Origin of the sequence: Kluyvera cryocrescens NBRC 102467, from assembly GCF_001571285.1 — a bacterium.
GTDB lineage: Bacteria > Pseudomonadota > Gammaproteobacteria > Enterobacterales > Enterobacteriaceae > Kluyvera > Kluyvera cryocrescens.
On record NZ_BCTM01000025.1, the window covers coordinates 14448 to 40044 of the forward strand.

The 25597-nt window shown below is 54.5% G+C and carries 20 protein-coding genes and 2 pseudogenes; 9 read left to right on the forward strand and 13 right to left on the reverse strand.

Annotation, left to right across the window (positions count from 1 at the left end; translation table 11 throughout):
• Nucleotides 1-95: 95 nt before the first annotated feature.
• The 3 genes from KCR01S_RS17305 to exbB all read right to left on the reverse strand — a co-directional run bounded on the left by KCR01S_RS17305 (nucleotide 96) and on the right by exbB (nucleotide 2956).
• Complete coding sequence (locus tag KCR01S_RS17305) at nucleotides 96-1550, reverse strand: methyl-accepting chemotaxis protein (protein ID WP_061284327.1); 1455 nt, start codon at nucleotides 1548-1550, stop codon at nucleotides 96-98.
• Between the two features lie 242 nt (nucleotides 1551-1792).
• Entirely contained in the window at nucleotides 1793-2218 is a 426-nt protein-coding gene (gene exbD, locus KCR01S_RS17310) for a TonB system transport protein ExbD (protein WP_052281894.1), read from the reverse strand.
• A gap of 6 nt (nucleotides 2219-2224) precedes the next feature.
• A complete protein-coding gene (gene exbB, locus KCR01S_RS17315; protein ID WP_061284329.1) occupies nucleotides 2225-2956 on the reverse strand; it encodes a tol-pal system-associated acyl-CoA thioesterase in 732 nt (243 codons plus the stop codon).
• A 251-nt stretch (nucleotides 2957-3207) separates the two neighbouring features.
• On the opposite strand from exbB, the gene metC reads away from it, so the two are divergent.
• Together metC and yghB are read left to right on the forward strand one after the other, a co-directional pair.
• Nucleotides 3208-4395, forward strand: a complete 1188-nt coding sequence (gene metC / locus KCR01S_RS17320) for a cystathionine beta-lyase (RefSeq protein ID WP_061284330.1) — start codon at nucleotides 3208-3210, stop codon at nucleotides 4393-4395.
• A 246-nt stretch (nucleotides 4396-4641) separates the two neighbouring features.
• Nucleotides 4642-5301, forward strand: a complete 660-nt coding sequence (gene yghB, locus KCR01S_RS17325; RefSeq protein ID WP_052281891.1) for a DedA family general envelope maintenance protein YghB — start codon at nucleotides 4642-4644, stop codon at nucleotides 5299-5301.
• Nucleotides 5302-5422: 121 nt separating this feature from the next.
• Here the strand turns inward: yghB and KCR01S_RS17330 are convergent, their stop codons facing one another.
• Complete coding sequence (locus KCR01S_RS17330) at nucleotides 5423-6313, reverse strand: AraC family transcriptional regulator (RefSeq protein ID WP_061284332.1); 891 nt, start codon at nucleotides 6311-6313, stop codon at nucleotides 5423-5425.
• A 196-nt stretch (nucleotides 6314-6509) separates the two neighbouring features.
• On the opposite strand from KCR01S_RS17330, the gene yqhD reads away from it, so the two are divergent.
• The gene (gene yqhD / locus KCR01S_RS17335; protein ID WP_061284334.1) at nucleotides 6510-7673 is read left to right on the forward strand and encodes an alcohol dehydrogenase; all 1164 of its coding nucleotides are present in this window, start codon (nucleotides 6510-6512) and stop codon (nucleotides 7671-7673) included.
• A gap of 204 nt (nucleotides 7674-7877) precedes the next feature.
• Nucleotides 7878-8705 carry a 2,5-didehydrogluconate reductase DkgA gene (dkgA, locus tag KCR01S_RS17340; protein WP_061284336.1) on the forward strand — a complete coding sequence of 276 codons (828 nt, stop codon included), beginning with the start codon at nucleotides 7878-7880 and terminating at the stop codon, nucleotides 8703-8705.
• Nucleotides 8706-8827: 122 nt separating this feature from the next.
• On the opposite strand, the pseudogene KCR01S_RS17345 reads toward dkgA, so the two are convergent.
• From KCR01S_RS17345 to KCR01S_RS17370, 6 genes and pseudogenes are all read right to left on the reverse strand, one after another.
• A pseudogene (locus tag KCR01S_RS17345) lies at nucleotides 8828-11021 on the reverse strand (YgiQ family radical SAM protein); the annotation flags it as partial.
• Nucleotides 11022-11145: 124 nt separating this feature from the next.
• Nucleotides 11146-12558, reverse strand: a complete 1413-nt coding sequence (gene ftsP / locus KCR01S_RS17350; RefSeq protein WP_061284339.1) for a cell division protein FtsP — start codon at nucleotides 12556-12558, stop codon at nucleotides 11146-11148.
• Nucleotides 12559-12649: 91 nt separating this feature from the next.
• On the reverse strand, nucleotides 12650-13387 hold the full coding sequence (gene plsC, locus KCR01S_RS17355) for a 1-acylglycerol-3-phosphate O-acyltransferase (protein WP_061284341.1): 738 nt from the start codon (nucleotides 13385-13387) through the stop codon (nucleotides 12650-12652).
• Nucleotides 13388-13690: 303 nt separating this feature from the next.
• Nucleotides 13691-15949, reverse strand: coding sequence for a DNA topoisomerase IV subunit A (gene parC / locus KCR01S_RS17360; protein WP_061284342.1), 2259 nt, complete (start codon nucleotides 15947-15949; stop codon nucleotides 13691-13693).
• Nucleotides 15950-16059: 110 nt separating this feature from the next.
• Nucleotides 16060-16926, reverse strand: coding sequence for an AraC family transcriptional regulator (locus tag KCR01S_RS17365; RefSeq protein ID WP_061284344.1), 867 nt, complete (start codon nucleotides 16924-16926; stop codon nucleotides 16060-16062).
• 95 nt (nucleotides 16927-17021) lie between these two features.
• A complete protein-coding gene (locus tag KCR01S_RS17370) occupies nucleotides 17022-17417 on the reverse strand; it encodes a YgiW/YdeI family stress tolerance OB fold protein (protein WP_061284346.1) in 396 nt (131 codons plus the stop codon).
• Between the two features lie 150 nt (nucleotides 17418-17567).
• On the opposite strand from KCR01S_RS17370, the gene qseB reads away from it, so the two are divergent.
• The 5 genes from qseB to lysM all read left to right on the forward strand — a co-directional run bounded on the left by qseB (nucleotide 17568) and on the right by lysM (nucleotide 21146).
• Nucleotides 17568-18227 carry a quorum sensing response regulator transcription factor QseB gene (gene qseB / locus KCR01S_RS17375; protein WP_061284348.1) on the forward strand — a complete coding sequence of 220 codons (660 nt, stop codon included), beginning with the start codon at nucleotides 17568-17570 and terminating at the stop codon, nucleotides 18225-18227.
• Nucleotides 18224-19573 (forward strand): quorum sensing histidine kinase QseC, encoded by a 1350-nt coding sequence (gene qseC, locus KCR01S_RS17380; protein WP_061284350.1) that lies wholly within the window; start codon nucleotides 18224-18226, stop codon nucleotides 19571-19573. Before qseB ends, qseC begins: the two co-directional genes overlap by 4 nt.
• Before the next feature lie 106 nt (nucleotides 19574-19679).
• On the forward strand, nucleotides 19680-20261 hold the full coding sequence (locus KCR01S_RS17385; RefSeq protein ID WP_061284352.1) for an NAD(P)H-dependent oxidoreductase: 582 nt from the start codon (nucleotides 19680-19682) through the stop codon (nucleotides 20259-20261).
• A 30-nt stretch (nucleotides 20262-20291) separates the two neighbouring features.
• Nucleotides 20292-20606 carry a putative quinol monooxygenase gene (locus tag KCR01S_RS17390; RefSeq protein ID WP_061284354.1) on the forward strand — a complete coding sequence of 105 codons (315 nt, stop codon included), beginning with the start codon at nucleotides 20292-20294 and terminating at the stop codon, nucleotides 20604-20606.
• A 99-nt stretch (nucleotides 20607-20705) separates the two neighbouring features.
• A complete protein-coding gene (gene lysM / locus KCR01S_RS17395) occupies nucleotides 20706-21146 on the forward strand; it encodes a peptidoglycan-binding protein LysM (RefSeq protein WP_061284356.1) in 441 nt (146 codons plus the stop codon).
• 47 nt (nucleotides 21147-21193) lie between these two features.
• Here the strand turns inward: lysM and KCR01S_RS17400 are convergent, their stop codons facing one another.
• From KCR01S_RS17400 to KCR01S_RS17410, 3 genes and pseudogenes are all read right to left on the reverse strand, one after another.
• Nucleotides 21194-22384 (reverse strand): glycoside hydrolase family 88 protein, encoded by a 1191-nt coding sequence (locus tag KCR01S_RS17400; RefSeq protein ID WP_061284358.1) that lies wholly within the window; start codon nucleotides 22382-22384, stop codon nucleotides 21194-21196.
• 25 nt (nucleotides 22385-22409) lie between these two features.
• Nucleotides 22410-23678 (reverse strand): oligosaccharide MFS transporter, encoded by a 1269-nt coding sequence (locus KCR01S_RS17405; protein WP_061284360.1) that lies wholly within the window; start codon nucleotides 23676-23678, stop codon nucleotides 22410-22412.
• A gap of 83 nt (nucleotides 23679-23761) precedes the next feature.
• Nucleotides 23762-25576: pseudogene (locus tag KCR01S_RS17410) on the reverse strand (DUF2264 domain-containing protein).
• Between the last annotated feature and the right edge of the window lie 21 nt (nucleotides 25577-25597).

Below are 25597 nucleotides of genomic sequence, written 5' to 3' on the forward strand. Positions count from 1 at the left end.
ATTGTCTTTTTTCGTACTGGCGTTACGTTTTATAGCAACTGCGGAAGGTGTCACACATCTTGATCATTTATCATACAGCTTTGATTTTTGTGACCTCACACCAAACGGAAAACGGAAATAGCCGATTTCAGCTCGCCGGTATGCTGCTGTTGCTCGTGCGCGACCTGAATCGTCTGCGCCACGTGCTGCACGTTCTCCTGTACGCTGGCATCAATATGCGCAATGCTCCCTTTCATCTGCATCACGCTGGCGCGCTGCTGGTCGCTCATTGACGACAGCACATCCACACAGGCCTGTAGGCTGTCGATGTTATCGATAATCGCCGCCATCGTCTCCCCTGCGCGCTCCACCTGCTCTGCGCCCTGATGGGTACGTTCAACCGATGTCGCAATCAGTTGTCGAATATCCCGCGCAGCCCCTTCGCAGCGCAGTGCGAGGGTACGAACCTCGGCAGCGACCACGGCAAAGCCCTTGCCGTGCGCCCCGGCTCGCGCCGCTTCTACCGACGCGTTGAGCGACAGGATATTGGTCTGGAAGGCAATACCGTCGATGAGCTCAAGGATCCCGTTGATCTTCAAAGACTCGTCGCGGATATGGGTCATTGATGCCATAGCCAGACGGATGTTTTCGCCCCCCTGCTGAGCGACATCACTGGCCTGCACCGCCAGTTGGCGGGCTTCGCCGGCTTTTTCGCTGGTCAGTGAGGCCGCGGCGGCCAACTGTTCCATTGCGCTGGCGGTTACCGCCAGCGAACGCGCCTGATTGTCGGTACGCTCGGACAGCGCGGTATTACGCTGCAACAGCGTCTGCGACGCTTCCAACAGCTGTGATACGTTACCGCTCACCTGTTCCAGCGTATTGCGCATCGCGTCCAGCGTCAGGCTAAAGGTCCGCGCGAACGGCGAGCGGCTGGTTTTCGCATCGCGGGCCAGCGTCAAATAGCCGGACTCCCGATTGATCACCGCCGCCAGCTTCGCCACCTCACTGGCAGAACGCGCGTCCTGCTCCATACGCACCGCCAGAAACACCAGAAAAACGGTCTGCGCTACCACATATAGTCCATGCATAATGACCATATGCAGGCCGGTATGCATAAATACGGTAATATGAAACAGGCCATATTCCTGCAAATAATTAAACACCAGATGATGAACCGCAATGACGCCGGCCCCCATAATTAATGGCCGCCAATCACGCCATGCCAGCAGCGCGGAGAGTAAAACGAAAACTGAAAAATGGTATTCGGTTTCGCCATGCCCCAGTTGAATAAGCAGTGCAGAATAGGCCATCAAAATAAAAGCGTACACCAGCCGAGTGGCCAGCGTGCCGGCAAACAAAAAGGTCATCATGGTGCCCAGCGCAGATAGCGCGGTCGCCACAATCAGCGCGATATGCAGGCCCTCATTCATCCAGCCCACGCCCAATGATATGCCCCACATGACCCATGCCAGCACCAGCAACAGCCGGTCAGCTCTTTTTCGAATGGAGGATAATGAAAACAGATCGCGATGCAGCCCATCTGCATCCCGCAAAGCCGTAATAGTCATCATATTTTCCGCCCGCCGCAGGTGAAGATATTTCTTCTTATATTATTGTTAGCGTTCAGAATTAAGCGTAGGAAGGTTATTTCAGGCTAGCCACTACAATGTTAAAAATATATTCCACGAATTAAGCAGCACTAAATGACATTTCATTTAAATTCTATTTTGGAGGGGATAATAAGACTTAAGGTAAATATCGGATGGCGCGTGGAGGATAAAAAGAATGGCGCAAAGTGCGCCATTCGGGATCATTATTTCTTGGCGACGGTTTCTTCGCCGACCAGGCCAATCTTCAGATAGCCTGCCTGATGGAGGGTGTCCATCACCTTCATCATCGTTTCGTAATCAACCGTCTTGTCAGCACGGAAGAAGACGGTGGTGTCTTTCTTCCCTTCCGTCAGCGTTTCCAGGGCGCTGACCATGTTGTCTTCGGTAATCGGATCGTTACCAAGGAACATGGATTTGTCGGCTTTCACCGACAGATAGACCGGTTTTTCCGGACGCGGCTGTGGCTGGCTTGAGGAAGCCGGCAGGTTGACTTTGACATCAACGGTCGCCAGCGGTGCCGCCACCATAAAGATAATCAGCAAAACCAACATAACGTCGATAAACGGCGTTACGTTGATGTCATGCATTTCGCCGGTGTCGTCCAGATTTTCATTAAGACGCATTGCCATGGGGCATTAACCTACTCGTAATTTCTGGGCGGTACGAACCGGATGCACGCCGCTGGCGCTAAGATCCAGATCGCGGCTCTGCAGCAGCAGCACCTGCGCGGCAACATCGCTGAGATTCGCTTTAAAGCCGCCAATCAGGCGCGCGAAGACGTTATAGATAACCACCGCTGGAATTGCGGCAAACAGACCAATCGCGGTCGCCAGCAGCGCTTCAGCAATACCCGGCGCCACAACGGCCAGGTTAGTGGTTTGCGTCTGGGCAATACCGATGAAGCTGTTCATGATACCCCAAACGGTACCAAACAGACCCACGAACGGGGAGATAGCACCGATGGTCGCGAGGAAGCCATTACCGCGTCCCATGTGACGTCCAACCGCCGCCACGCGACGCTCAAGACGAAAACCGGTACGTTCTTTAATGCCTTCGTTATCTTCCGAACCCGCAGAGAGCTCCAGCTCGTTCTGCGCTTCATTAATTAACTGGCTGCTCAGGCTACGAGCATCAAAGGCGGCGGCCACTTCACTCGCCTGGTTAAGAGAACGAACGTCCCCTAACAGCTTCTGTTCGCGCTTGAGGCGGCGCTTATGGGCGAGAAGCTCTGCACCCTTGCTGAAGAAAATAGCCCAGGTGACGACGGAGGCCAGAATAAGCCCGATCATGACCACTTTAACCACGATGTCGGCATGATGATACATACCCCAAACGGAGAGATCCGCCTGCATCAAATTATTACCCACTGTGTATCTCCAGGACATAAATCACAAAATCTGAGCACAATAATATCAAAAAAACGTCGAATTGATAGTAGTTCTCATTAGTATTTGCATATTGACCTAAATCACACTTATTTTCCTTGCGCTTACGCAGTAAAAAAGTTTTCTCCGCCCAATACGGCAAAATTTTCTGCTGTATGCGCAGGAAACGCTACACCCTGCTGACAATCGTGATAGTTTAGACGTCCAGACGTATAAAAACAGGTATGACAGACATGGCAGATAAGCACCTCGATACCGCGCTGGTTAACGCCGGACGCAGTAAAAAATATACCCAGGGTTCGGTCAACAGCGTGATTCAGCGTGCTTCGTCGCTGGTTTTTGAGACGGTCGCGGCAAAAAAGCACGCAACCCATAACCGCGCCAACGGCGAATTGTTTTACGGGCGTCGCGGCACGCTAACCCATTTCTCGCTGCAGGAAGCGATGTGCGAACTGGAAGGTGGCGCCGGCTGCGCCCTTTTCCCCTGCGGCGCGGCGGCTGTCGCCAATACCATTCTGGCATTCGTTGAACAAGGCGATCACGTGCTGATGACCAACACCGCCTACGAGCCAAGTCAGGACTTCTGCACCAAAATCCTGGCCAAACTCGGCGTCACCACCAGTTGGTTCGATCCGCTAATTGGTGAAGAAATTGCCGCGCGGATCCAGCCCAATACCAAAGTGGTATTTCTTGAGTCTCCCGGATCGATAACGATGGAAGTCCACGACGTTCCGGCAATCGTTGCCGCCGTCCGTCGCGTCGCGCCGGACGCCATCATCATGATCGATAACACCTGGGCGGCCGGCATTTTGTTTAAAGCGCTGGATTTTGGCATTGATATTTCGATTCAGGCGGGCACCAAATACCTGATTGGCCACTCTGACGCGATGGTCGGCACGGCGGTGTCGAATGAGCGCTGCTGGCCACAGCTGCGCGAGAACGCCTATCTGATGGGCCAAATGCTCGACGCCGATACCGCCTACATGACCAGCCGTGGCCTGCGCACGCTGGGCGTACGTTTGCGTCAGCACCATGAAAGTAGCCTGAAAATCGCCGAATGGCTGGCGCAGCATCCCCAGGTCGAGCGCGTTAACCATCCCGCCCTCCCGGGCAGCAAAGGCCATGAGTTCTGGAAGCGTGATTTTACCGGCAGCAGCGGCCTGTTCTCCTTCGTATTGAAAAAGCATCTGACCCCGGATGAACTGGCAAACTATCTCGACAACTTCTCGCTATTCAGCATGGCGTATTCGTGGGGCGGTTTTGAGTCATTGATTCTGGCCAACCAACCGGAGGAATTGGCCGCTATTCGCCCGGATGGCAAAATCGATTTCAGCGGCACCTTAATTCGCGTCCATATCGGTTTAGAAAACATTGACGATCTGATTGAGGATTTAGCGGCAGGATTTTCCCGCATCGTGTAACATAACCCCAGCCCGGTGCCGTGCGGTGTCGGGCAGGTAAATTTATTTTAGGCGCACCCAGTGGCGCTTCAACGATGTTGAGAGCAGTCGTCTCCCGAACGGATACACCGCCGCCAGGCGTAAACAAATTGCGCGTTGTTGTCAGCAAAACAGAACAACGTGGCTTCATTTGTTGCGTACACGATCAAGGTGTTCTTCATCATTCGGGCGTACAATAAGCGAAAACGCTGTTCCACAGGAATGTTCATGGTCGTTATTCAAGAGATTGTCGCCGCGCTTTGGCAGCACGATTTTGCTGCTCTGGCGAATCCGCACGTCGTGGGGATCGTTTATCTGGTCATGTTTGCCACACTGTTTCTGGAAAATGGCCTGCTTCCCGCTTCATTCTTACCCGGTGATAGCCTGCTGCTATTGGCGGGAGCGCTCATTGCCAAGGGCGTGATGGGCTACGTCCCGACTCTTGTGATCCTGACCACCGCCGCAAGCCTCGGCTGCTGGCTGAGCTATATCCAAGGGCGATGGCTGGGCAACACCCGCGTGGTGAAAGGCTGGCTGTCGCAACTGCCGGATAAATATCATCAGCGTGCAACCTGCATGTTTGACCGCCATGGTCTGCTGGCCCTACTGGCGGGCCGCTTCCTGGCGTTTGTGCGTACCCTGCTGCCGACGATGGCGGGTATTTCCGGGCTGCCAAATCGCCGCTTCCAGCTGTTTAACTGGTTAAGCGCGTTGCTGTGGGTGGGCGTGGTGACCAGCCTCGGCTATGCCCTGAGCATGATCCCCTTCGTCAAACGCCATGAAGACCAGGTAATGACCTTCCTGATGATTCTGCCGATATTCCTGCTGGTTGCCGGCCTTCTGGGTACGGTTATCGTGGTGATTAAGAAAAAGTACTGCGACGCCTGATTAGCGTATTCACTTGGGCGCTTTACCCCGCGCATCTTGTGAATTATCTGAAGCCCGACAAATACCTAACATCGTTAGTTTAAGATTGAGATACCCGGGGCGACCGCCGGGTTTTCTGTTTTTACATCCCACGCAAACGTGCCGCATCCTCTCCCGGCGTGATACCGAAGTAGCGTTTAAACTCCCGGCTAAACTGGGAGGCACTCTCATAGCCAACCTGCATCGCCGCCGCACTGGCCTTTAACCCGTCATGCACCATCATCATTCTGGCTTTATGGAGGCGATAGGCTTTCAAATACTGAAGCGGCGAGGTGCTGGTGACCGATTTAAAATTATGGTGAAACGCTGACAGACTCATATTTGCCTCCGCCGCCAGTTGGTCCACGCTCAGTGCTTCGGTGTACTGGCCCTCAATGCGTTTGAGTACGCGGCTAATCTGGCTGAAGTGCGTCTGGCGGCTGACCAGCGCCATCAGCGCTCCGCCGCGTGGCCCCAGCAGTACATGGTAAAGCATTTCACGGATGATCTGTTTTCCCAGAATACGCGCGTCCATCGGCCGTTCCATCACATCCAGTAGCCGTTCAGCGGCGCACAGGATCTCGTCAGACAAGACGGCGGAGTTAATTCCGCTTTCCGCCATCGCCGGGCGAAACAGCGCATCCTCGCCGATATCCATCAGTAGCTCTTGTAGCTGTAAAACATCGACGTCCAGACGAAATCCAGCCAGCGGTGACTCTTCGGTCGCAAAAGTTTCACATTCGAAGGGTAAAGGTACGGTGAGCAACAGATATTCGTTGGCATCGTAGCGGAAGGTGCGCTCGTTGATGTAACCGATTTTATACCCGGAAAAGAGAAACACGATGCCCGGCCGGTACATCACCGGCGTGCGTCCGTTAGGCTGCGTGCCGTAGATCAGCTGTATATCAGGCAGCACGGCACGTAGGCTTTGTTCTTTATTTTTCAGCTGCTTAGTTTTCTCTGTTAGCAGCGCACAGATCTCTTCACGGTTCATCAACCCACGCTCCAGATATCTTTTCCAACGCAATCATTGTGGCCATGATTGATGCATTTCTCCAGCCTTATGGAGAAATGGGCAAGACAATCGCAGAAATGTGCATTGAGCGCGCTGGCGGCGAAGACCACAATGATGTCATTCGGCAGCGACCTTCGCCGCCTTGTTTTTCCACCCATTAAGAAGGGAACGAGCAATGTTTAATTTCGATCTTCACACCCCGACCCGCATTCTGTTCGGTAAAGGCGCAATTGAAAATCTGCGCGCTCAGATCCCAGCGGACGCCCGCGTTCTGGTGACCTACGGCGGCGGCAGCGTGAAAAAAACCGGCGTGCTGGATCAGGTACTGGATGCGCTGAAAGGCCTGGACGTGCTGGAATTCGGCGGTATTGAGCCAAACCCATCTTACGAAACGCTGATGAATGCGGTGAAAATTGCCCGCGAGCAGAAAGTCACCTTCCTGCTGGCCGTCGGCGGCGGTTCCGTGCTGGATGGCACCAAATTTATCGCCGCAGCAGCGCATTACGATATCAACGTCGATCCTTGGGAAATTCTGGAAACCTACGGCAGCAAAGTGACCAGCGCGATCCCGATGGGCTCCGTGCTGACGCTGCCAGCAACCGGTTCTGAATCCAACAAAGGCGCCGTTGTTTCGCGCAAAACCACCGGTGATAAGCGCGCCTTTATGTCGCCACACGTACAGCCGGTATTCGCTATTCTTGACCCGGTTTACACCTATACTCTGCCACCGCGCCAGGTCGCTAACGGCGTCGTTGATGCCTTCGTGCATACCGTAGAGCAGTACGTCACCTACCCGGTTGACGGCAAAATTCAGGATCGCTTCGCGGAAGGCATTCTGCTGACGCTCATCGAAGACGGCCCGAAAGCGCTGAAAGAGCCAGAAAACTACGCTGTGCGTGCAAACATCATGTGGGCAGCAACTCAGGCATTGAACGGCCTGATTGGCGCCGGCGTTCCGCAGGACTGGGCCACCCATATGCTCGGCCACGAACTGACGGCGATGCACGGTCTGGATCACGCGCAGACCCTGGCTATCGTTCTGCCGTCTCTGTGGAATGAAAAACGCGACACTAAACGCGCCAAACTGCTGCAGTACGCTGAACGCGTGTGGAATATTACCGAAGGTTCTGACGATGCGCGTATCGATGCCGCCATCGCCGCTACCCGCAGCTTCTTCGAAAAGATGGGTGTACCGACCCGCTTCTCCGACTACGGTCTGGACGGTAGCTCCATCCCAGCGCTGCTGAAAAAACTCGAAGAACACGGTATGACCAAACTGGGCGAAAACCAGGATATTACTCTGGACGTCAGCCGCCGTATTTACGAAGCAGCACGCTAATATTTGCCCCATAAATAGCGGCGTCTACGCCGCTTTTCCCCGCCGCCGACGCAAGAACGTGGCGGGGAAATTCCAACGCAGATAACGCATCTGCCGTTTGAAAGACGACAAGTTTAGCTGTCGTTTTTGCGTTTATAGACCAGACTTGATCCTACAAACCTTACCGGGGCATGTCCCCGATAAGCTGCTAAGAAGGAGAAATGCATGACACATCCAACCGTGATTAAACTGCACGATGGCAATGTAATGCCGCAGTTGGGCCTGGGGGTATGGCAGGCTAGCAACGAAGAAGTGGTCGCCGCGATCCATAAGGCCATCGAGGTCGGCTACCGGTCTATTGATACCGCCGCCGCGTACAAAAACGAGTCGGGAGTCGGTAAAGCTATCATCAGCGCAGGCGTGCCTCGCGAAGACCTGTTCATCACCTCTAAGCTTTGGAATGACGCCCATCAGCGCCCTGCCGAAGCGCTACAGGAAAGTCTCGAACACCTTCAGCTCGACTACCTCGATCTGTATCTTATCCACTGGCCCGTTCCGGCGATTGACCATTATGTCGAAGCATGGAAAGGACTGATTGAATTGCAAAAACAGGGGCTGGTGAAGAGCATTGGCGTCTGTAACTTCCAGGTTCCGCACCTGCAGCGGCTTATCGATGAAACCGGCGTTGCGCCGGTGATTAACCAGATTGAGCTGCACCCTTTGCTGCAACAGCGTCAGCTTAATACCTGGAATGCAATGCATAAAATCCAGACCGAGTCCTGGAGCCCGCTGGCTCAGGGCGGTGCAGGCGTATTCGATCAGAAAATCATTCATTCTCTGGCGGATAAATACGGCAAGACGCCGGCGCAGATCGTTATTCGCTGGCACCTGGACAGTGGCCTGGTGGTGATCCCGAAATCCGTCACGCCATCGCGTATCGCGGAGAACTTCAATGTCTGGGATTTCCGTCTGGATAAAGAGGAGTTGAGTGAAATCACCCGGCTGGACCAGAATAAGCGTCTGGGCCCAGACCCGGATCAATTTGGCGGGTAAACCTTCCTGCTCCGTCAGCTTCTGACGGAGCATTTCTTATTGCCCCGGAGCGGCCAAATGCCAACGCCGGGGCCAACAGCTTAGCGCGATGCCGGTTTCGAGCGTTTTTTACCTTTGTTATCCGCAGGAGTCTGACGCTGATGCGCGACCGGCGTATGCTTGGTCAGCGCTGGGCGCGTATTGCGATTCAGACGACGCGCTTCGCGCATTTCGTCGATCGTCGGTGCGGGAACCAGGCACTCGCGGCGGCTACCAATCAGGTGCTTTTTCCCCATCGTTTCCAGCGCCTGACGAATCAGCGGCCAGTTCGCCGGATCGTGATAGCGCAGCAGCGCTTTGTGCAGACGACGCTGTTTATCCCCCTTCGGAATCACCACATCTTCACTCTTATAGCTAATCTTACCCAGCGGGTTCTTGCCGGTGTAATACATGGTGGTCGAGTTTGCCAGCGGTGACGGGTAGAAGTTCTGCACCTGATCGAGGCGGAAACGACGCTGCTTCAGCCACAGCGCCAGATTCACCATATCTTCATCACGCGTGCCCGGATGCGCGGAGATAAAGTATGGGATCAGGTACTGCTCTTTACCCGCCTGCTTTGAATAGGTATCAAACAGTTCTTTAAAGCGGTCATAGCTGCCCATGCCCGGCTTCATCATCTTCGACAGCGGCCCTTCTTCGGTATGCTCAGGCGCAATCTTCAGATAACCGCCCACGTGGTGAGTCGCCAGTTCTTTGATATAGCGTGGATCTTCAACGGCAATATCATAACGAACGCCGGAGGCGATGAGGATTTTCTTAATACCTTTCAGCTCACGGGCGCGGCGATAGAGATTAATCGTCGGCTCATGATTGGTGTCCATATGCGGGCAAATATCCGGGTAGACGCACGACAGGCGGCGACAGGTTTGCTCGGCGCGCGGAGATTTACAGCGCAGCATATACATGTTGGCCGTTGGGCCGCCAAGATCGGAGATAATCCCGGTAAAGCCCGGAACCGTATCGCGAATGGCTTCGATCTCATTGACGATCGAATCTTCTGATCGGCTCTGAATAATGCGCCCTTCGTGCTCGGTGATAGAACAGAATGAGCAGCCGCCGAAACAGCCGCGCATGATGTTAATCGAGAAGCGAATCATCTCGTATGCCGGGATGCGGGCATCGCCATATGACGGATGCGGAATACGCTGATACGGCAGCGCAAACACGCTGTCCATCTCTTCGGTCGACAGCGGGATCGCCGGCGGGTTAACCCAAATATAGCGCTCGCCGTGTTTTTGCATCAGCGCACGGGCGCAGCCCGGGTTGGTTTCATGGTGCAGAATACGCGATGCGTGAGCATAGAGAACTTTGTCGCCTTTCACCTTCTCGAAGGACGGCAGCAAAACGTAGGTTTTTTCCCACGGTTTTGGACGCGGCGGCTGTACGGTAACGCGCTTCGCTTCCTGCTTTGGCGGAGCGACGGTTTTATTATCGGCGCACGGCAGGTCTTCACCGTACGGATGCGGAATCGGGTCGATTTTTCCCGGGGTATCCAGCCGCGTGGAATCCACGCCGCTCCAGCCCGGCAGCGCTTCTTTTACCATAATAGCGGTGTTACGCACGTCGCGGATCTGTGCGATAGGCTCGCCGGCGGCCAGTCGGTGCGCCACCTCCACCAGCGGACGCTCGCCGTTGCCGAACATCAACATATCGGCTTTCGAGTCGACCAGCACGGATCGGCGAACGGTATCAGACCAGTAATCGTAGTGTGCGGTACGGCGCAGGCTTGCTTCGATGCCGCCAAGGATAACCGGCACATCTTTCCACGCTTCTTTACAGCGCTGGGTGTACACCAGCGTTGCGCGGTCCGGACGCTTACCGGCCACGTTGCCTGCGGTGTAGGCATCGTCATGGCGCAGCTTGCGGTCTGCGGTATAGCGGTTAATCATCGAGTCCATGTTGCCGGCAGTGACGCCAAAGAACAGGTTTGGTTTACCCAGACGCATAAAATCGTCTTTGCTGTTCCAGTCAGGCTGGGAGATGATCCCCACGCGGAAGCCCTGCGCTTCCAGCATACGTCCACAAATCGCCATCCCAAAGCTTGGATGGTCAACGTAGGCATCGCCGGTTACCAGAATGATGTCGCAGCTATCCCAGCCAAGTTGATCCATCTCTTCACGTGACATCGGCAAAAATGGTGCCGGCCCAAAACAGGCGGCCCAGTACTGCGGCCAGGAGAAAAGGTCGCGATCCGGTTGGATCAGGGAGATAGCGCTCATTATGCTTCCAAAAAAATGGTAAAAAAATAATCAAAGGCCGGGGATTATAAGCCCGAATGGCCTATGAATGAAGTGGGATTATTGATGAAGTTATCCGCCCGGTAACGCAAGGCGCGGACGGGCTTCTTTACAGCGGGCGGTTTACCAGTAAGCCGATAGCACCGCCGCCAGGATTTTTATCGTTACGGCGCGGGGTTAACCAAAATCTGACCAATCGAGCCACGGTCGGCCAGCTCCAGCGTTTGGCTGGCGTACTGGAACGGGAAGTGTGGCCAGGACGGCTGTGCGTAATACACCAGCAGTTCCACCTGACCATCAATCCACACGGTATCTTTCCAGCCCCGGTCTTCCGGCATCGGCGTCGCACCGTTGACATTGCGAACCTGGAACATCACCCCTTCAATATGGAACGATTGCGGCGCGTCGGCGCGTACCGTCCAACGCTCCCAGGTGCCCTGCTGGGCAGTGATATCAATACGCTGCGGATCCCAGCGCTGACCGTTAATACCCGGGTCGTCGCCCAACAGAATATCGCGGCTGCGAATGGGCGTGCCGCTCAGGAATTCGGTTGGCAGTATGCGCATCGGTAAGTTATCGGTCACTAACGGCAGAAGCCCCGTCGGACGCAGAGTCAGTACCAGCGTGGAGATCAGAATGCTCGACGGTTCAAAGAAGCCGCGAATACGCTCCATGATGCTGGCTGATTCACCGCAGGTGATCGACACTTCATCACCGTTGGTCATGTCTACCAACACTTCCCGACGCTCACCCGGTGCCAGCGAAATTTGCTTGGCCGACACCGGCGCTGGCAGGAACCCCTGATCGCTGGAGATAACGTGTAGCGGGCGGCCATCGCTCATCTGCAGCAGATAGCGACGGGAGTTAGAAGCATTGAGCAGGCGCAGACGCACCCAGCCGCGCGAGACTTCCACGTAGGGCCCTTGTACACCGTTCACCAGCAGCGTATCGCCAACAAAGCCACCGCTGCCCGGTTCGTCGTATACCGGGGTACCGAAGTTGTCCAGGCGCTTGTCCTGAATGATCACCGGAAAATCGTCGACACCGTAGTGGTTGGGGAATGGTAAGGACTTACTAACTTCATCCTCGATTAACCACATCCCCGCCAGGCCGTTGTAAACCTGCTGCGCCATATGGTTCGGCGTATTGGCCTGATACCACAGAGTAGCCGCACTCTGGCGAATCGGCAGCACCGGCGCCCAGTCGGCGTTCGGCGTCATCATGCGCGCAGCGCCGCCGATGAGCGGTCCTGGAACCTGCAAACCGCGAACGGTCATGGCGACATTTTCAGTCAGTCGGTTGCTGTAAATAAGCTTAACGTCATCGCCTTTCCAGACGCGAATCGTTGGCCCGAGATAACGGCCATTGATCCCCCAGACGTTGGCGCGGGTGCCCAGAGAAAAGGACCAGTGCGTGCGCTGCATCGTTAAGAAAAGCGGCTGCCCGCGGCGGGACTCCAGCAACGGCGGAACCGGCAGAGGGAGTTGCTTTCCTGCGGCCTGCGCTCTCAGCGGCACGGCTCCCGCACAAAGCGCAACGCCCGAAGCCTGAATAAACTGACGCCGACTGAGTGACATATAAGCTCCATCAAAACTGACAAATCAAAAATGGGAAATCATTTTCCCAACAGCAAAACGCGCGGGCGCGAACCCGCGTGGCAATGCAATATTACACTTTACCGGCGGACTCACGCTCGGCAACTTCGCGATCCAGCTCGTCAATTTTGGCTTTCATCACTTCACGGCAATGCTTCGCCAAATCACGCACCTGGTCTTTACTCCACGCGCTGGTATCAATTGGTGGGAGCATTTCCACAATCACCAGACCGTTATTCCAGCGGTTGAGTTTAATCTTGTTCGACGTATTTGAAACGCAGACCGGAATAATCGGCACGCCCGCCGCAATGGCCGCGTGGAACGCGCCGGTTTTAAACGGCAGCAGGCCACGGCCGCGACTGCGGGTCCCTTCCGGGAACATCCAGAAAGAGATTTTGCGTTTATTAAACGAATTGACCACTTCCGCAATGGTACTGTGCGCGGCAGCGCGGTTATTACGGTCGATAAGCAGGTTCCCCGTCAGCCAGTAAATCTGGCCAAAGAACGGGATCCACACCAGGCTCTTTTTACCGACGGTCACGGTTGGCGGCTGCACAATATTCGCAGCCGTCACCATATCGTAGTTGTTCTGGTGGTTAGCAATATAGATAGCATTGCCGTAGCTCTCAGCATCGGCCGGTTTGCGGGTCTCGACCTTTAAACCAAAAATAGGCGCCATACGACCAAACATGCGACCAAAAGTGGAAACATGCTTTGGATTGCGCGGGCTGAACAAGCAATAGATACAGCCAAAGATACAGACCAAAATGCAATAAATGACAACAATAATGACACGTAAAATTAATAGCATAGCGTCCTCTGAACCCTGAACCGCTTAGAATTATACCCGTCATACCGAATGATAGCGCGCGCAATACGCACAGCCACCACAGACGATTCACGGGGCATATAAACACATCGTCCTTCAATCGACTCGCTGCCGCAAAACGCCGCTGCGTTTTGTGATCTCGCTTGAATGATGATGTGTATAGACCGGACAAGGCTTTGTTACTTGCAGACCCCTGCAAAAGGGTATTGTTAATCGCAATGACTGAATTAACAACGATTTTGTGTTTTCCCAATATTTCCCCCGCCTGACGACGGGGGAAAGGGATTACTCTTCGCTGTCGCCTGCCGAAACACGCTGCGGCGAATCAATATCGACGCGATCGATTTTCTGCAGGCCGCGCATCAGCGTGCCACGACGCCCACGCTCACCGGTCACCTTCTGTAGCTCTTCCGGACGCAGTTTGATCTTACGTTTGCCCACGTGGAAGGTCAGCGTACTTTGCGGCGGCAGAATATACAGGTGCGCCAGGCTATCAACGCCGCTCGCCGCTTCCGCTGACGGGATGTTGATAATCTTGTTACCTTTGCCTTTCGACAACTGCGGCAGATCGCTTAATGGGAACATCAGCATGCGCCCCGCGCTGGTGATAGCCAGCAGCATATCCGACTCATCTTCCACCACCAGCGGCGGCATCACCTGAGCATTTTCCGGCAGTGAAATCAGCGCCTTACCGGCGCGATTACGAGCAACCAAATCGTTGAAGGTACACAGGAAGCCGTAGCCCGCATCGGAAGCCATCAGCAGTTTCCGATCGTCGTTTTCCATCAACATATGTTCGACCGTCGCCCCCGGCGGCAGCGTCAGTTTGCCGGTTAACGGCTCACCCTGTCCGCGCGCGGACGGCAGCGTAATCGGGTCGATGGCATAGCTGCGGCCGGTAGTATCGACAAAGACAACCGGCTGATTGCTCTTGCCTTTCACCGAGGCTTTCCAGCTATCGCCGGATTTATAGCTCAGCCCCTGCGCATCAATATCGTGTCCTTTGGCGCTACGCACCCAGCCCATCTGCGACAGCACGATCGTGACCGGCTCAGACGGCAGCATGTCATGGTCGCTCATCGCTTTCGCTTCTTCGCGCTCGCGCAGCGGAGAACGGCGATCATCGCCGAAGGCATCAGAGTCGGCCTGCAGCTCTTTCTTCAGCAGATTGCTCATCTTGCGTTCGGAGGCCAAAATTGCCTGCAGCTGATCGCGCTCTTTCGCTAAATCATCCTGCTCACCGCGAATCTTCACCTCTTCCAGCTTGGCGAGATGACGCAGTTTCAGCTCAAGAATCGCCTCCGCCTGGGTTTCGCTGATACCGAAGCGCGACATCAGCGCCGGTTTCGGCTCATCTTCCGTACGGATTATCTCAATCACTTCATCAATGTTGAGGAACGCGACCAGCAAACCTTCGAGGATATGCAGGCGTTTGAGCACTTTTTCCAGACGGTAATTGAGACGGCGGCGAACGGTATCACGACGGAAGGCTAGCCATTCGGTGAGGATCTCCAACAGGTTTTTCACCGCCGGGCGCCCATCGAGGCCAATCATGTTCAGGTTGATACGGTAGCTTTTTTCCAGATCGGTGGTCACGAACAGGTGGTTCATCACCGGTTCCATATCCACACGATTGGAGCGTGGCACAATCACCAGACGGGTCGGGTTCTCGTGGTCAGATTCATCGCGAAGATCGTCAACCATCGGCAGCTTTTTATTGCGCATCTGAGCCGCAATCTGCTCCAGCACTTTGGCCCCGGAAACCTGATGCGGCAGCGCGGTAATCACTATCGCACCGTCTTCTTTTTTCCACACCGCACGCATGCGCACGGAGCCACGCCCGTTTTGGTAGATTTTACGAATTTCCGCGCGCGGGGTGATGATTTCCGCTTCCGTCGGATAATCTGGCCCCTGCACGGTATCCAGCACTTCATCCAGTGTGGTATTCGGCTTTTCAATCAGGGTGATGGCCGCTTTGGCAACTTCACGCAGGTTGTGCGGCGGAATATCCGTCGCCATCCCAACGGCGATACCGGTGGTGCCGTTCAGCAGAATGTTCGGCATGCGAGCAGGCAGCATTTTCGGCTCCTGCAGCGTCCCATCGAAGTTAGGCGCCCAGTCAGCCGTGCCCTGGCCCAGCTCGCTTAACAGCAGCTCGGCGTATTTAGACAGACGAGATTCGGTATAACGCATCGCCGCGAACGATTTCGGATCGTCCGGTGCCCCCCAGTTCCCCTGACCATCCACCAGCGGGTAGCGGTAAGAGAACGGCTGCGCCATCAGTACCATCGCTTCATAGCAGGCGCTGTCGCCGTGCGGATGATATTTACCCAACACGTCACCGACGGTACGGGCGGATTTTTTAAATTTAGCACTGGCGTTCAGCCCCAGCTCCGACATCGCATAGACGATGCGGCGCTGTACCGGCTTTAAGCCGTCACCGATAAACGGCAACGCCCTGTCCATGATGACGTACATGGAATAGTTTAAGTAGGCGTTTTCCGTGAATTCATGTAGCGCAAGGCGCTCTGCCATATCGCTCATTAACTGGGGATCCTCAATCTGCATGCTGACCGTACGGACGGCAATATTGCCGCAGATAATACCCTATCTCACGTTCTGAGTCACAGGCCGTGAGATAGGTTGCAGGATGGTTAACGTAGCGGCAAATAAATATCCGTTTGTAGCTGATGCTCCGGTACGTCGTTGATGAAATTAAGGTAGTGGAAAAACACGGGCGCATCGCGCAGCGTCTCGCCGCTACCCGGCAGCCAGTCGCGGAACATCGCCCAAACGGTCTGGGAGAGATTGTCGAGCGAACCACTGTGCCGCCCAACGGCATAGCGGCCACCGGCAATTTCACCGTTAATCACGCCAAAATCATTTTCCGGGATAGCCGTCGTTACGCTACCGCAGATATCAAAACGAAAGGCTTCGGCAGAGGTGGTCGCCGGGTCATCCCAGGCGATACCAAAGGTTTGACTCTCAGATACCGGCGATAAACCGGTCCTTTTACGCCAGGCGATAAACGTCGCGGCGCTGTCGTTGACCAGCGCCGGGCTGCCGCGGTGTTGCAGCATCGCCACCTGAGTGTGCGGGAAATCGACTATTTTTACTTCCATCGTTTGCAGCTCCTGTGAGGCCATTTTCGGGACGCGCTGGTGCCAGTCCAGCCAATCCGGCCGTTGGCGGAACTGACGGGGACTTTTACCCAATGCGCTTCTGAAGGCGCGGCTGAACGATTCAGGACTTTGAAACCCGGCATCAAGCGCTATATCAATCACCTTATCCTGCGGATTGAATGCCAGCCGCCAGGAAGCCCGACGCAGGCGTAGCCACTGAATATAGCGATACAGTGGCTGGCCGCTGAAAGCCAAAAACTGGCGATGAAAATGATAAGGTGAACAGCACGCCAGGGCGCTGAGTTTCTCCAGCGTTAGCGGCTCATCCAGATGGCGGGCGATATAGTCGCACACCATCGAGAAGCGCTCGCGATACGCCGTTGTGATTGCATCGTTCATTGCATCCTCCTGATGACCTACTTTGCCTTTTCGGCCAGGTATAATCCTGACCGATCTTGCGCAATGCAGTCGAAAGTGAGGCGCTGCGACAGGCGTTAATTACTGACTTTACGGATCTGCTTCACATCAATTTCGACTGAGTTCCAGTCTTTATCCACTTCACCCTGAATTTCAACCACGTCCTGCGGCGTGATGGTCTGGCCGTTCCAGCGCTTATGGTCGATGTCGACGTTCACGGTGCCGCTAGAATCCTTAAAAATATACAGATCGTCGGAAACGCGTTCGATAATGTTACCGCGCAGAGTGACCCAGGTATCGTCACGCATCGTTTTGGCGTTTGCCGCCGTGGTGACGGTACCGTTTGGACCGACGAAGCCGCCGGTTTGTGAAGTCGTGGTGCTCGTCGGGCCGGAAAAACCGCCCTGATTCGCAGCAAAAGCCGGCGCGGAAGCCAGCGCCAGAATAATGGCTACAGCAGCAATTTTTTTCATAATAAGCTCTCCCTTTTGTGGTTTCTGACACCTATTACACCTGCCAATTCTTAACAACTTCTTAAGGAAAAAAAAGATTTATTATTGCTGTACAGCAGCCGTATCGGCGCGGTTTACTTGGCTTATCGGGCCGTTGGCAAGGAGAGGCAAGTGCGAATTTTATTAGTGGAAGATGACAAACTCATTGGAGACGGTATCAAAACCGGGCTGGGGAAAATGGGCTTTAGCGTCGACTGGTTTACCCGCGGCGAAGAGGGAAAAATTGCGCTCTACAGCGCGCCGTATGATGCCGTGATCCTTGACCTGACGCTGCCCGGAATTGATGGGCTGGATATCTTGCGCGAGTGGCGCGAGAAATCCCATCGCGAACCGGTGCTGATTTTGACCGCCCGCGATGCCCTAAGCCAGCGCGTGGAAGGGCTGCGCCTCAGCGCCGACGACTACCTGTGTAAACCATTCGCGCTGATTGAAGTGGCGGCCCGGCTGGAGGCACTGATCCGCCGGGCGCACGGACAAACCAGCAGCGTCCTGCGCCACGGCGGCGTCGAACTCGATCCGGGAAAACTGGTCGCGACCCTCGACGGTGAGCCGCTGACGCTCAAGCCGAAGGAATTTGCCTTATTAGAGCTACTGCTCCGCAACGCCGGGCGTGTGCTGCCGCGTAAGCTGATTGAAGAGAAGCTGTACAGCTGGGACGAAGAGGTCACCAGTAACGCGATTGAAGTCCACGTTCACCATCTGCGCCGAAAACTCGGCAGCCATTTTATCCGTACCGTCCACGGTATCGGCTACACCCTGGGTGACCAATGAACCTGCTTCGCCGCCTGAGCCTGCGTTTCCGCCTGACGCTCCTGTTTATGCTGCTTGCCGCCGTGGCATGGTGTTTTGCCAGCGTCATCGCCTGGCAGCAGACCACCCACAAGCTCGATAAGCTGTTTGACACTCAGCAGATGCTGTTTGCTAAACGCATCAGCGCTATGGATTTCGCCGATCTGCCCACCTCCCGGCAGTGGGTTCGCGCGCCGAAAAAGATCAAGCACGGGCATCTGGACGACGATGCGCTGGCCTTTGCCATCTATACCGTGGACGGAAAAATGGTTCTGCACGATGGCGAGAATGGGCCATACATTCCATATCATTATCGTCGTGAAGGATTTGATGACGGCCGGCTGAGCAACGATGACGATCGCTGGCGTTTTCTGTGGCTCACCACCGCCGATAAAAAATACCGCATCGTAGTCGGCCAGGAGTGGGACTACCGCCGGGAAATGGCGCTCGACATCATTACAGGCCAGCTCACGCCCTGGCTTATCGCCCTGCCGGTGATGTTTTTACTGCTGATTTTACTGTTGAGCCGCGAGCTGGCTCCGCTGAAAAAACTGACCCGAACCTTACGCCAGCGCGATCCGGATTCTGCTGACCCGATCGATACCCACGGCGTGCCAAGTGAGGTCCGGCCGCTGCTCGATGCCCTGAATCAGCTTTTCCGCCGCACCCACGACATGATGACCCGCGAGCGCCGCTTCACCTCCGATGCCGCCCATGAACTGCGTAGCCCGTTGACCGCGCTGCGGGTACAGGCGGAGGTGGCGCAAATGTCGCAGGACGATCCCGAAAGCCAAAGCAAAGCGCTGAATCAGCTGCACACGGGAATCGACCGCGCCACCCGATTGGTAGAGCAGTTGCTCACCCTCTCCCGCCTCGACTCGCTGGAACAGCTCGCCGATGTGCAGACCGTCAATCTCGGCGATCTGCTGCAATCTTCGGTGATGGATATCTACCACTCGGCGCAAAAGGCCAATATTGAAATTCGCCTGCATTTACCTGCCCAGCAGGTCAACCGTACCGCGCAGCCGCTACTGCTGAGTCTGCTGGTTCGCAATCTGCTGGATAACGCCGTGCGCTACAGCCCGACCGGCAGCGTGGTAGACGTCGCGCTCGCGCGCGACAGCTTCAGCGTGCGTGACAATGGGCCTGGCATCAGCCCCGAGGCGCTGGACCGTATCGGTGAACGCTTCTATCGCCCCCCGGGGCAAGATGAAACGGGCAGTGGATTGGGATTATCAATTGTGCAGCGCATTGCGGCACTGCATCAGATGTCGGTCAACTTTAGCAATGCGCCGGACGGTGGTTTCCGGGTTGAGATTCGCTGGTAGCGCCATTATTGCGTTTAAAGCAAAAGACTTTGCACATTTTGTACATTTAACTGCTTTGTTGAGCCGAGTATCATTGCTGACAAACGCATTTTCTTGAGGACAAATAATGAGCAATATCCTGATCGTCAACGGCGCTAAAAAATTCGGCCACTCCAATGGCCAGCTTAACGACACCCTGACTGAAGTCGCGGAAACCTATCTGCGCGACCTCGGGCATGATGTTAAAGTCGTTCGCGCCGACAGCGACTATGACGTGAAAGCAGAAGTACAGAATTTCCTGTGGGCCGATACCGTTATCTGGCAGATGCCGGGCTGGTGGATGGGCGCGCCGTGGACCGTGAAAAAATACATCGATGACGTCTTCACCGAAGGCCACGGTTCCCTGTACGCCAGCGATGGCCGTACCCGTTCTGATGCCAGCAAAAAATACGGCTCCGGCGGCCTGATTCAGGGCAAAACCTATATGCTGTCCCTGACCTGGAATGCCCCAATGGAAGCGTTTACCGATAAAGAACAGTTCTTCCACGGCGTTGGCGTTGACGGTGTTTATCTGCCGTTCCACAAAGCGAACCAGTTCCTGGGAATGGAAGCGCTGCCGACCTTTATCACCAATGACGTCATCAAAATGCCGGACGTTCCACGTTATGTTGCAGAATACCGCGAGCATCTTGGGAAGATTTTTGCTTAACTGTGAGACTGGAATTAGAAGGAGTTAATCATGTTGACCGTTATTGCTGAAATCCGTACTCGTCCAGGCCAACACCACCGCCAGGCGGTACTGGAACAGTTTACGAAAATTATCCCAACCGTTCTCAAAGAAGACGGCTGCCACGGCTATGCACCGCTGGTTGATCATGCCGCTGGCGTAAGCTTCCAGACCTCCGCACCGGACTCTATCGTAATGGTAGAAGTGTGGGAAAGCGTTGCGCATCTTGAAGCCCACCTGCAGACCCCGCACATGAAAGCGTGGAGCGAAGCGGTGAAAGGCGACGTTCTGGATACCACCATTCGTATCCTGGAAGCGGGCGTTTAAGCCCTCCTGGCCCCTCGCCATGGTGCAGAGGGGCACATCACCGTATTACCCCTCACCTGCTATGCTTATTCTGTCTTCATGTTTAACAGGAGGAATGGAATGGGCATTTTTAACTTTGTGAAAGAAGCCGGCGAAAAACTGTGGGACAGTCTGACTGACCATGGTGGGCAAGGCGATAAAGTCACCGAACACCTTAAAAAGCTGAATATTCCCGGCGCTGACAAAGTGCAGGTCAACATTACCGATGGCAAGGCTAGCGTTACCGGCGATGGATTAACGCAGGAGCAGAAAGAGAAAATCCAGGTTGCCGTGGGCAATATCGCGGGCGTCAGCGAAGTTGAAAACAACATCACGACAACCGATAGTCACGATGAAGCGACCTACTACACGGTCAAATCAGGCGATACCCTCAGCGCCATATCCAAAACGGTTTACGGCAACGCCAATCTGTATAACAAAATCTTCGAAGCTAACCGCCCGATGCTATCGAGCCCGGACAAAATTTACCCAGGCCAAACGCTGCGTATTCCGCACAACTAATGTTATGCAGAGTTCCCTCTCCCCATTAAGGGAGAGGGATATTTCTCTTACCAATACGGCTTCCAGCTTTGCGTCATGCGCACCAACGCCTCCACATAGAAGTAATCCCCCCAGCTACAGCACTCGTCGACCCCTTTATCGCTGGCGAAATGGTAAACCGAATGCTTGAGCACGCCGGTGCCCGGCTCGTCCACGCCCATCAGATAGTGTTTCGACAGCGATGACATCATGCCCATCGCCCACTGCTGATAGCGTTCGCGGTCTGGATCGGTCGTCGGCAGGTATTTCACCAGTTCCAGCAAACCGCAGACCGCAATTGCAGCCGACGACGAATCGCGCAGCGCGTCGGTTCCCACCAGCGCCAGATCCCAATGGCAAATCGCATCTTCCGGTAGGCGGTTAAGGAAGTAGTTAGCCAGCTTTTTCGACAGCTCAATCAACTCCTTATCACCGGTGTAGAGGAAGCTCAGCATAAAGCCATAAATGCCCCACGCCTGCCCGCGCGACCAGCACGAGTCGTCCGCATAGCCCTGCTGAGTTTTACCAAAGCGCGGCGCACCGGTCTGCACATCCATATAGTAGGTGTGATAGGTCGATGCATCGTCGCGTACCAGGTATTTTGCCGACTGGCGAACGTGCGCCCGCGCAGCGTCAGCAAATCGTGGATCGCCGGTCTGCTCGCTCGCCCAATAGAGCAGCGGCAGATTCATGGTGCAGTCGATAATCATGCGCCCCGCCTGCTCCGGATCAGTCAGCACGCCCCATGCCTGGATAATTTTCGCTTTACGATGGAAGCGTTCTAACAGCGCTTCCGCCGCCTGAAGCGAAAATCCTCGCGCATCGCGATTACCGGTCAGACGCCACGCTGCAACGCAGGAGAGCGTATACAGGAAGCCCAAATCGTGAGTATTGGTGTCCTGCCGTCCGGCAATACGCAGGCCAAATGAACGGACGTGTTTTTCGGCCAGCGCACGGTATTTCTCATCCCCGGTCATTTCCCACGCCAGCCAAAGCTGGCCGGTCCAGAAACTGGTGGTCCATTCCACGTTTTCCGTTAATGGGTAGTAACCCTTCACACAGGCTTCAGCCGGGAATTTATCACCGAAATCCGTTAAATGACGGCTAATCAGCTTAAGGACGTGGCTGCGCGCCGAGCACAGTTCATCATTAAACGCCTGAAGATTCACGGGAGCCCCCGGATATTCACGCAGTTTTTCCAGAGCGATATGGTTTAACATTTTCGGTTCCTTTATTCAGTAGTGCTTATTTAGAAATACCGTTTTCAGCCATATCCAGCGCCGGCCGGCGGTGATTCTGGCGTTTACAAGCGGATAAGGTAAAAGCAGAGACCAGCGTGAATAACAGCGCAATGCCGCCCATAATCATATATGTCTTCTCAAACCCGATACGGTCGTATAATAAACCTGCAGGTGAAGAGACCACCACGTTACCGATATACAACATGGCCTGATAACCCAGTAAATACATGGTGGCATTGACGCGTTTATCGAAGTGTTCAGCGATATATTTAAAGACCGAAACCAGCAGCAAACAAATTTCTAAACCGTACAGCGGTTTGATGACAGAAATAAGCAGGTGGGAATCGCACATCCCTGAAATAATCAGACGTGCCCCTACTAATGCTCCCACTATCAGTAGCCCGCGTTTGGCGCCAATATAGTTCACAAACATTGGCATAAAGATATACATGACGAATTCAGTGCCAGACTGTACCGTTCCAAGTAGGCCGAATACGGTATTGCCTTCGTGAACATCGCTGAAGAAGGTCACGAAGTAGCGTGAGAACTGCTGTTCAGCGACAAACATCATCCACGCAACGCCCGCAACGTACAGACAGAAAGCCCAGAATTTACCGCTTTTCAGCAGGTCAAAAACGTCCTTCAGGACAATCTTATCTTTTGAGATCACCGCGTCAGCATTACTGGTCTGAGTATCGACCTTCAGACTCATCAACACGGCCAGCATCACTAGCGATGTCACGCTGCCCATAATGAAGTTATAGGCTGGTGAGATATTGAATAACAGACCGGAGAATGATGATGCGACCGCCCAACCGAGCGAACCCCACATACGGATCTGACCAAACTCCATGCTGTTAAGGCGACTGTAGCGATCGGCGTAGGATTCACAGGCAGCGACGCCCGCATACCATGCAAAGCTAAGATAAATGGCCCCGACGACGATCCCCACCATGGTATGGGTGAGCAGCAGCGGCTGGTAAACATAAATAAAGAACGGCGCCATTAAGGCCGACATGACCACTACAAAATAAAGCAGATATTTACTCATGCCTATTTTATCGAGAATGTAGCCATAAATCGGTTTAAGGATCACCGAAAATATACCGTTCACAGCAAATACGGTACCGATCACTGCACCGCTTAATTCTGCCTTCTGCCCCAACCAAATGGCAAACAGGCCAATACTGGCTGACCAGGTAAAAAAGTATAAAAAGATAAAAGAACTTATTTTGTAATATTCCAGCCTGTTTTGAGATGATATTTTTTCCATACAGCCCTCGACAAAACGTTGTAGGGTGCACGCTCTGAATATTTATTTCAGAGCGCGCCAGAGGTTTTTTATTAAAACTATTTTTAAATATGCAGAGAAAGGGTTTTCCCGCAGGCGTTATCCGTAACTTCCAGCGTATTATTTTGTATACGTAACGTTGGTAATATCGGCTGTCGCGCGTCGCTATCGCCGCTGGCGTTGACAGCACAGCACAGCCAGTGTTCACCCGCGTCAATCTCACCGGTTAGGGTCGGAATAACCGCGCACTCAGCGAACATCACGCTGCTGTTCGGCGGGGTGACGACGCTGTCGCCCCGACGGAACGGCGCTTGCGGAGCAATATCCGCAATCACGCTCATACCGTTGACGGCGCGCACTCGGCTCCACTACCCGCCGGTTTCAGCATCAGCCTTTATCACCGCAAAGCCACCTTCTACCGTTTGCAGACGCCGTGCCGAGGTCACATGGTGAACGCGTACGTGCCAGTCGCCGCACGGAATGAGCCAGGTATCAATCTGTACATCGTGCCACGGCAGCCAGCGGGAGTAGATGGCACCATCCTGCATTTCCACGCTGTCGCACTCCCGGCGACCGCGCCAGTAGTTGTCGTTATCCGATAGCAGCAGCATTGAGTCGCAGGCCGCATGCTTGATGCCGTAGCGCCCCCGCTCAATGGTGAAACCAAAGCGGGTGGAATAGGCAAATTTGGTGTATTTCGCCTCGGTGTTAACGTAGTTGTTCAGCTCCAACTGACCGGAAGTCAGCATCACCACATGCTGTGAATTTTCATGGTGCTGCAGAATTTGCTGGGCGGGGACAATTGCGTGAACCGGTGCCAGTTCTGGCAACGGCAGTTCTTGCGCCTGCCAGAAGTCGCTGTCCGCCGGCAATGCCATAATCAGAAACACCTTCAGCGCCCAGTATGGCGATCCCGGCGAGTTATAGTCTTCGCACATCGCCAGATTAGGGTAGGCAAAACCAAGCGTTAAGATGCCATCACGGTCGAAAATCGGCTGTTCCAGCCACCAGCGTAAGTGACGCAGAATAAGACCTTTCACCACGCCCGGAGAGAAAACGTCCAGCCCGGCAAAAGCCACGCCGCTCCAGAACGCGACCATAGCGAAACGGTAGGTCAGGCTGCGACCGAACGGCACCGAAGCGCCATCTGCGGCGCTGAGATAGATAAAATCTTTCGCGAACAGGCCGGCGCGTTCGCGCAGCGTCGCCGCACGAACGGGATCATCCTGGGCATTCAGGGTGGCGTAGATCAGCCCATAGAAATGGAATGCCATGGAGATGTAGTAATCCTTTGGTCGGCCAGGACCGTCGGAGTACCAGCCGCCCCCCAGGTAGTAGGCTTCCATCATGTTAAAGCGGCGGTCAATCGCCGCTTGGTCATACGGCATACCGGCGCGTTTAAAACCGAGCTGAACGATGATGGCAAAGTAATTCCAGTTGCTATCTGGCATCTGGGCATCGGTAATTTGATTGAGCCAGCGGTGCAGGTTCTTCAGCTCGGTTTCGCTAAAGCGATCGGTGAGTGTATCCTGCAGCAGCGCCAGCCCCAGCCCATAAGCCGCCATTTCGACCAGACGCTGATCGTACGGCCCGCTCTCCCCCCAGTAAGAGGGGCTTTGTGGATCGGTACCCAGCTTAATCGCGTTGATGTATTTCTCGCTAAACGGCACATCAGCACCACCGGCCATGAGAGGAAACAGCCCCCAAAGCGCTCTCGATAAGCCCTCCATTTCGGCAATCCCGGTACTGTAATGCGCACAGGTTTTTCCCAGTGAGAACTGCGCGACGCCTGCGGGAAATTGCTTATCGAGAGCGCTTAGCATCGTCATCAGCGCCTGCGTAACCTCTTCTCTGGATGACAATATTTTTGATATTTCCATCACTGTCCTGCCCCTCTATGT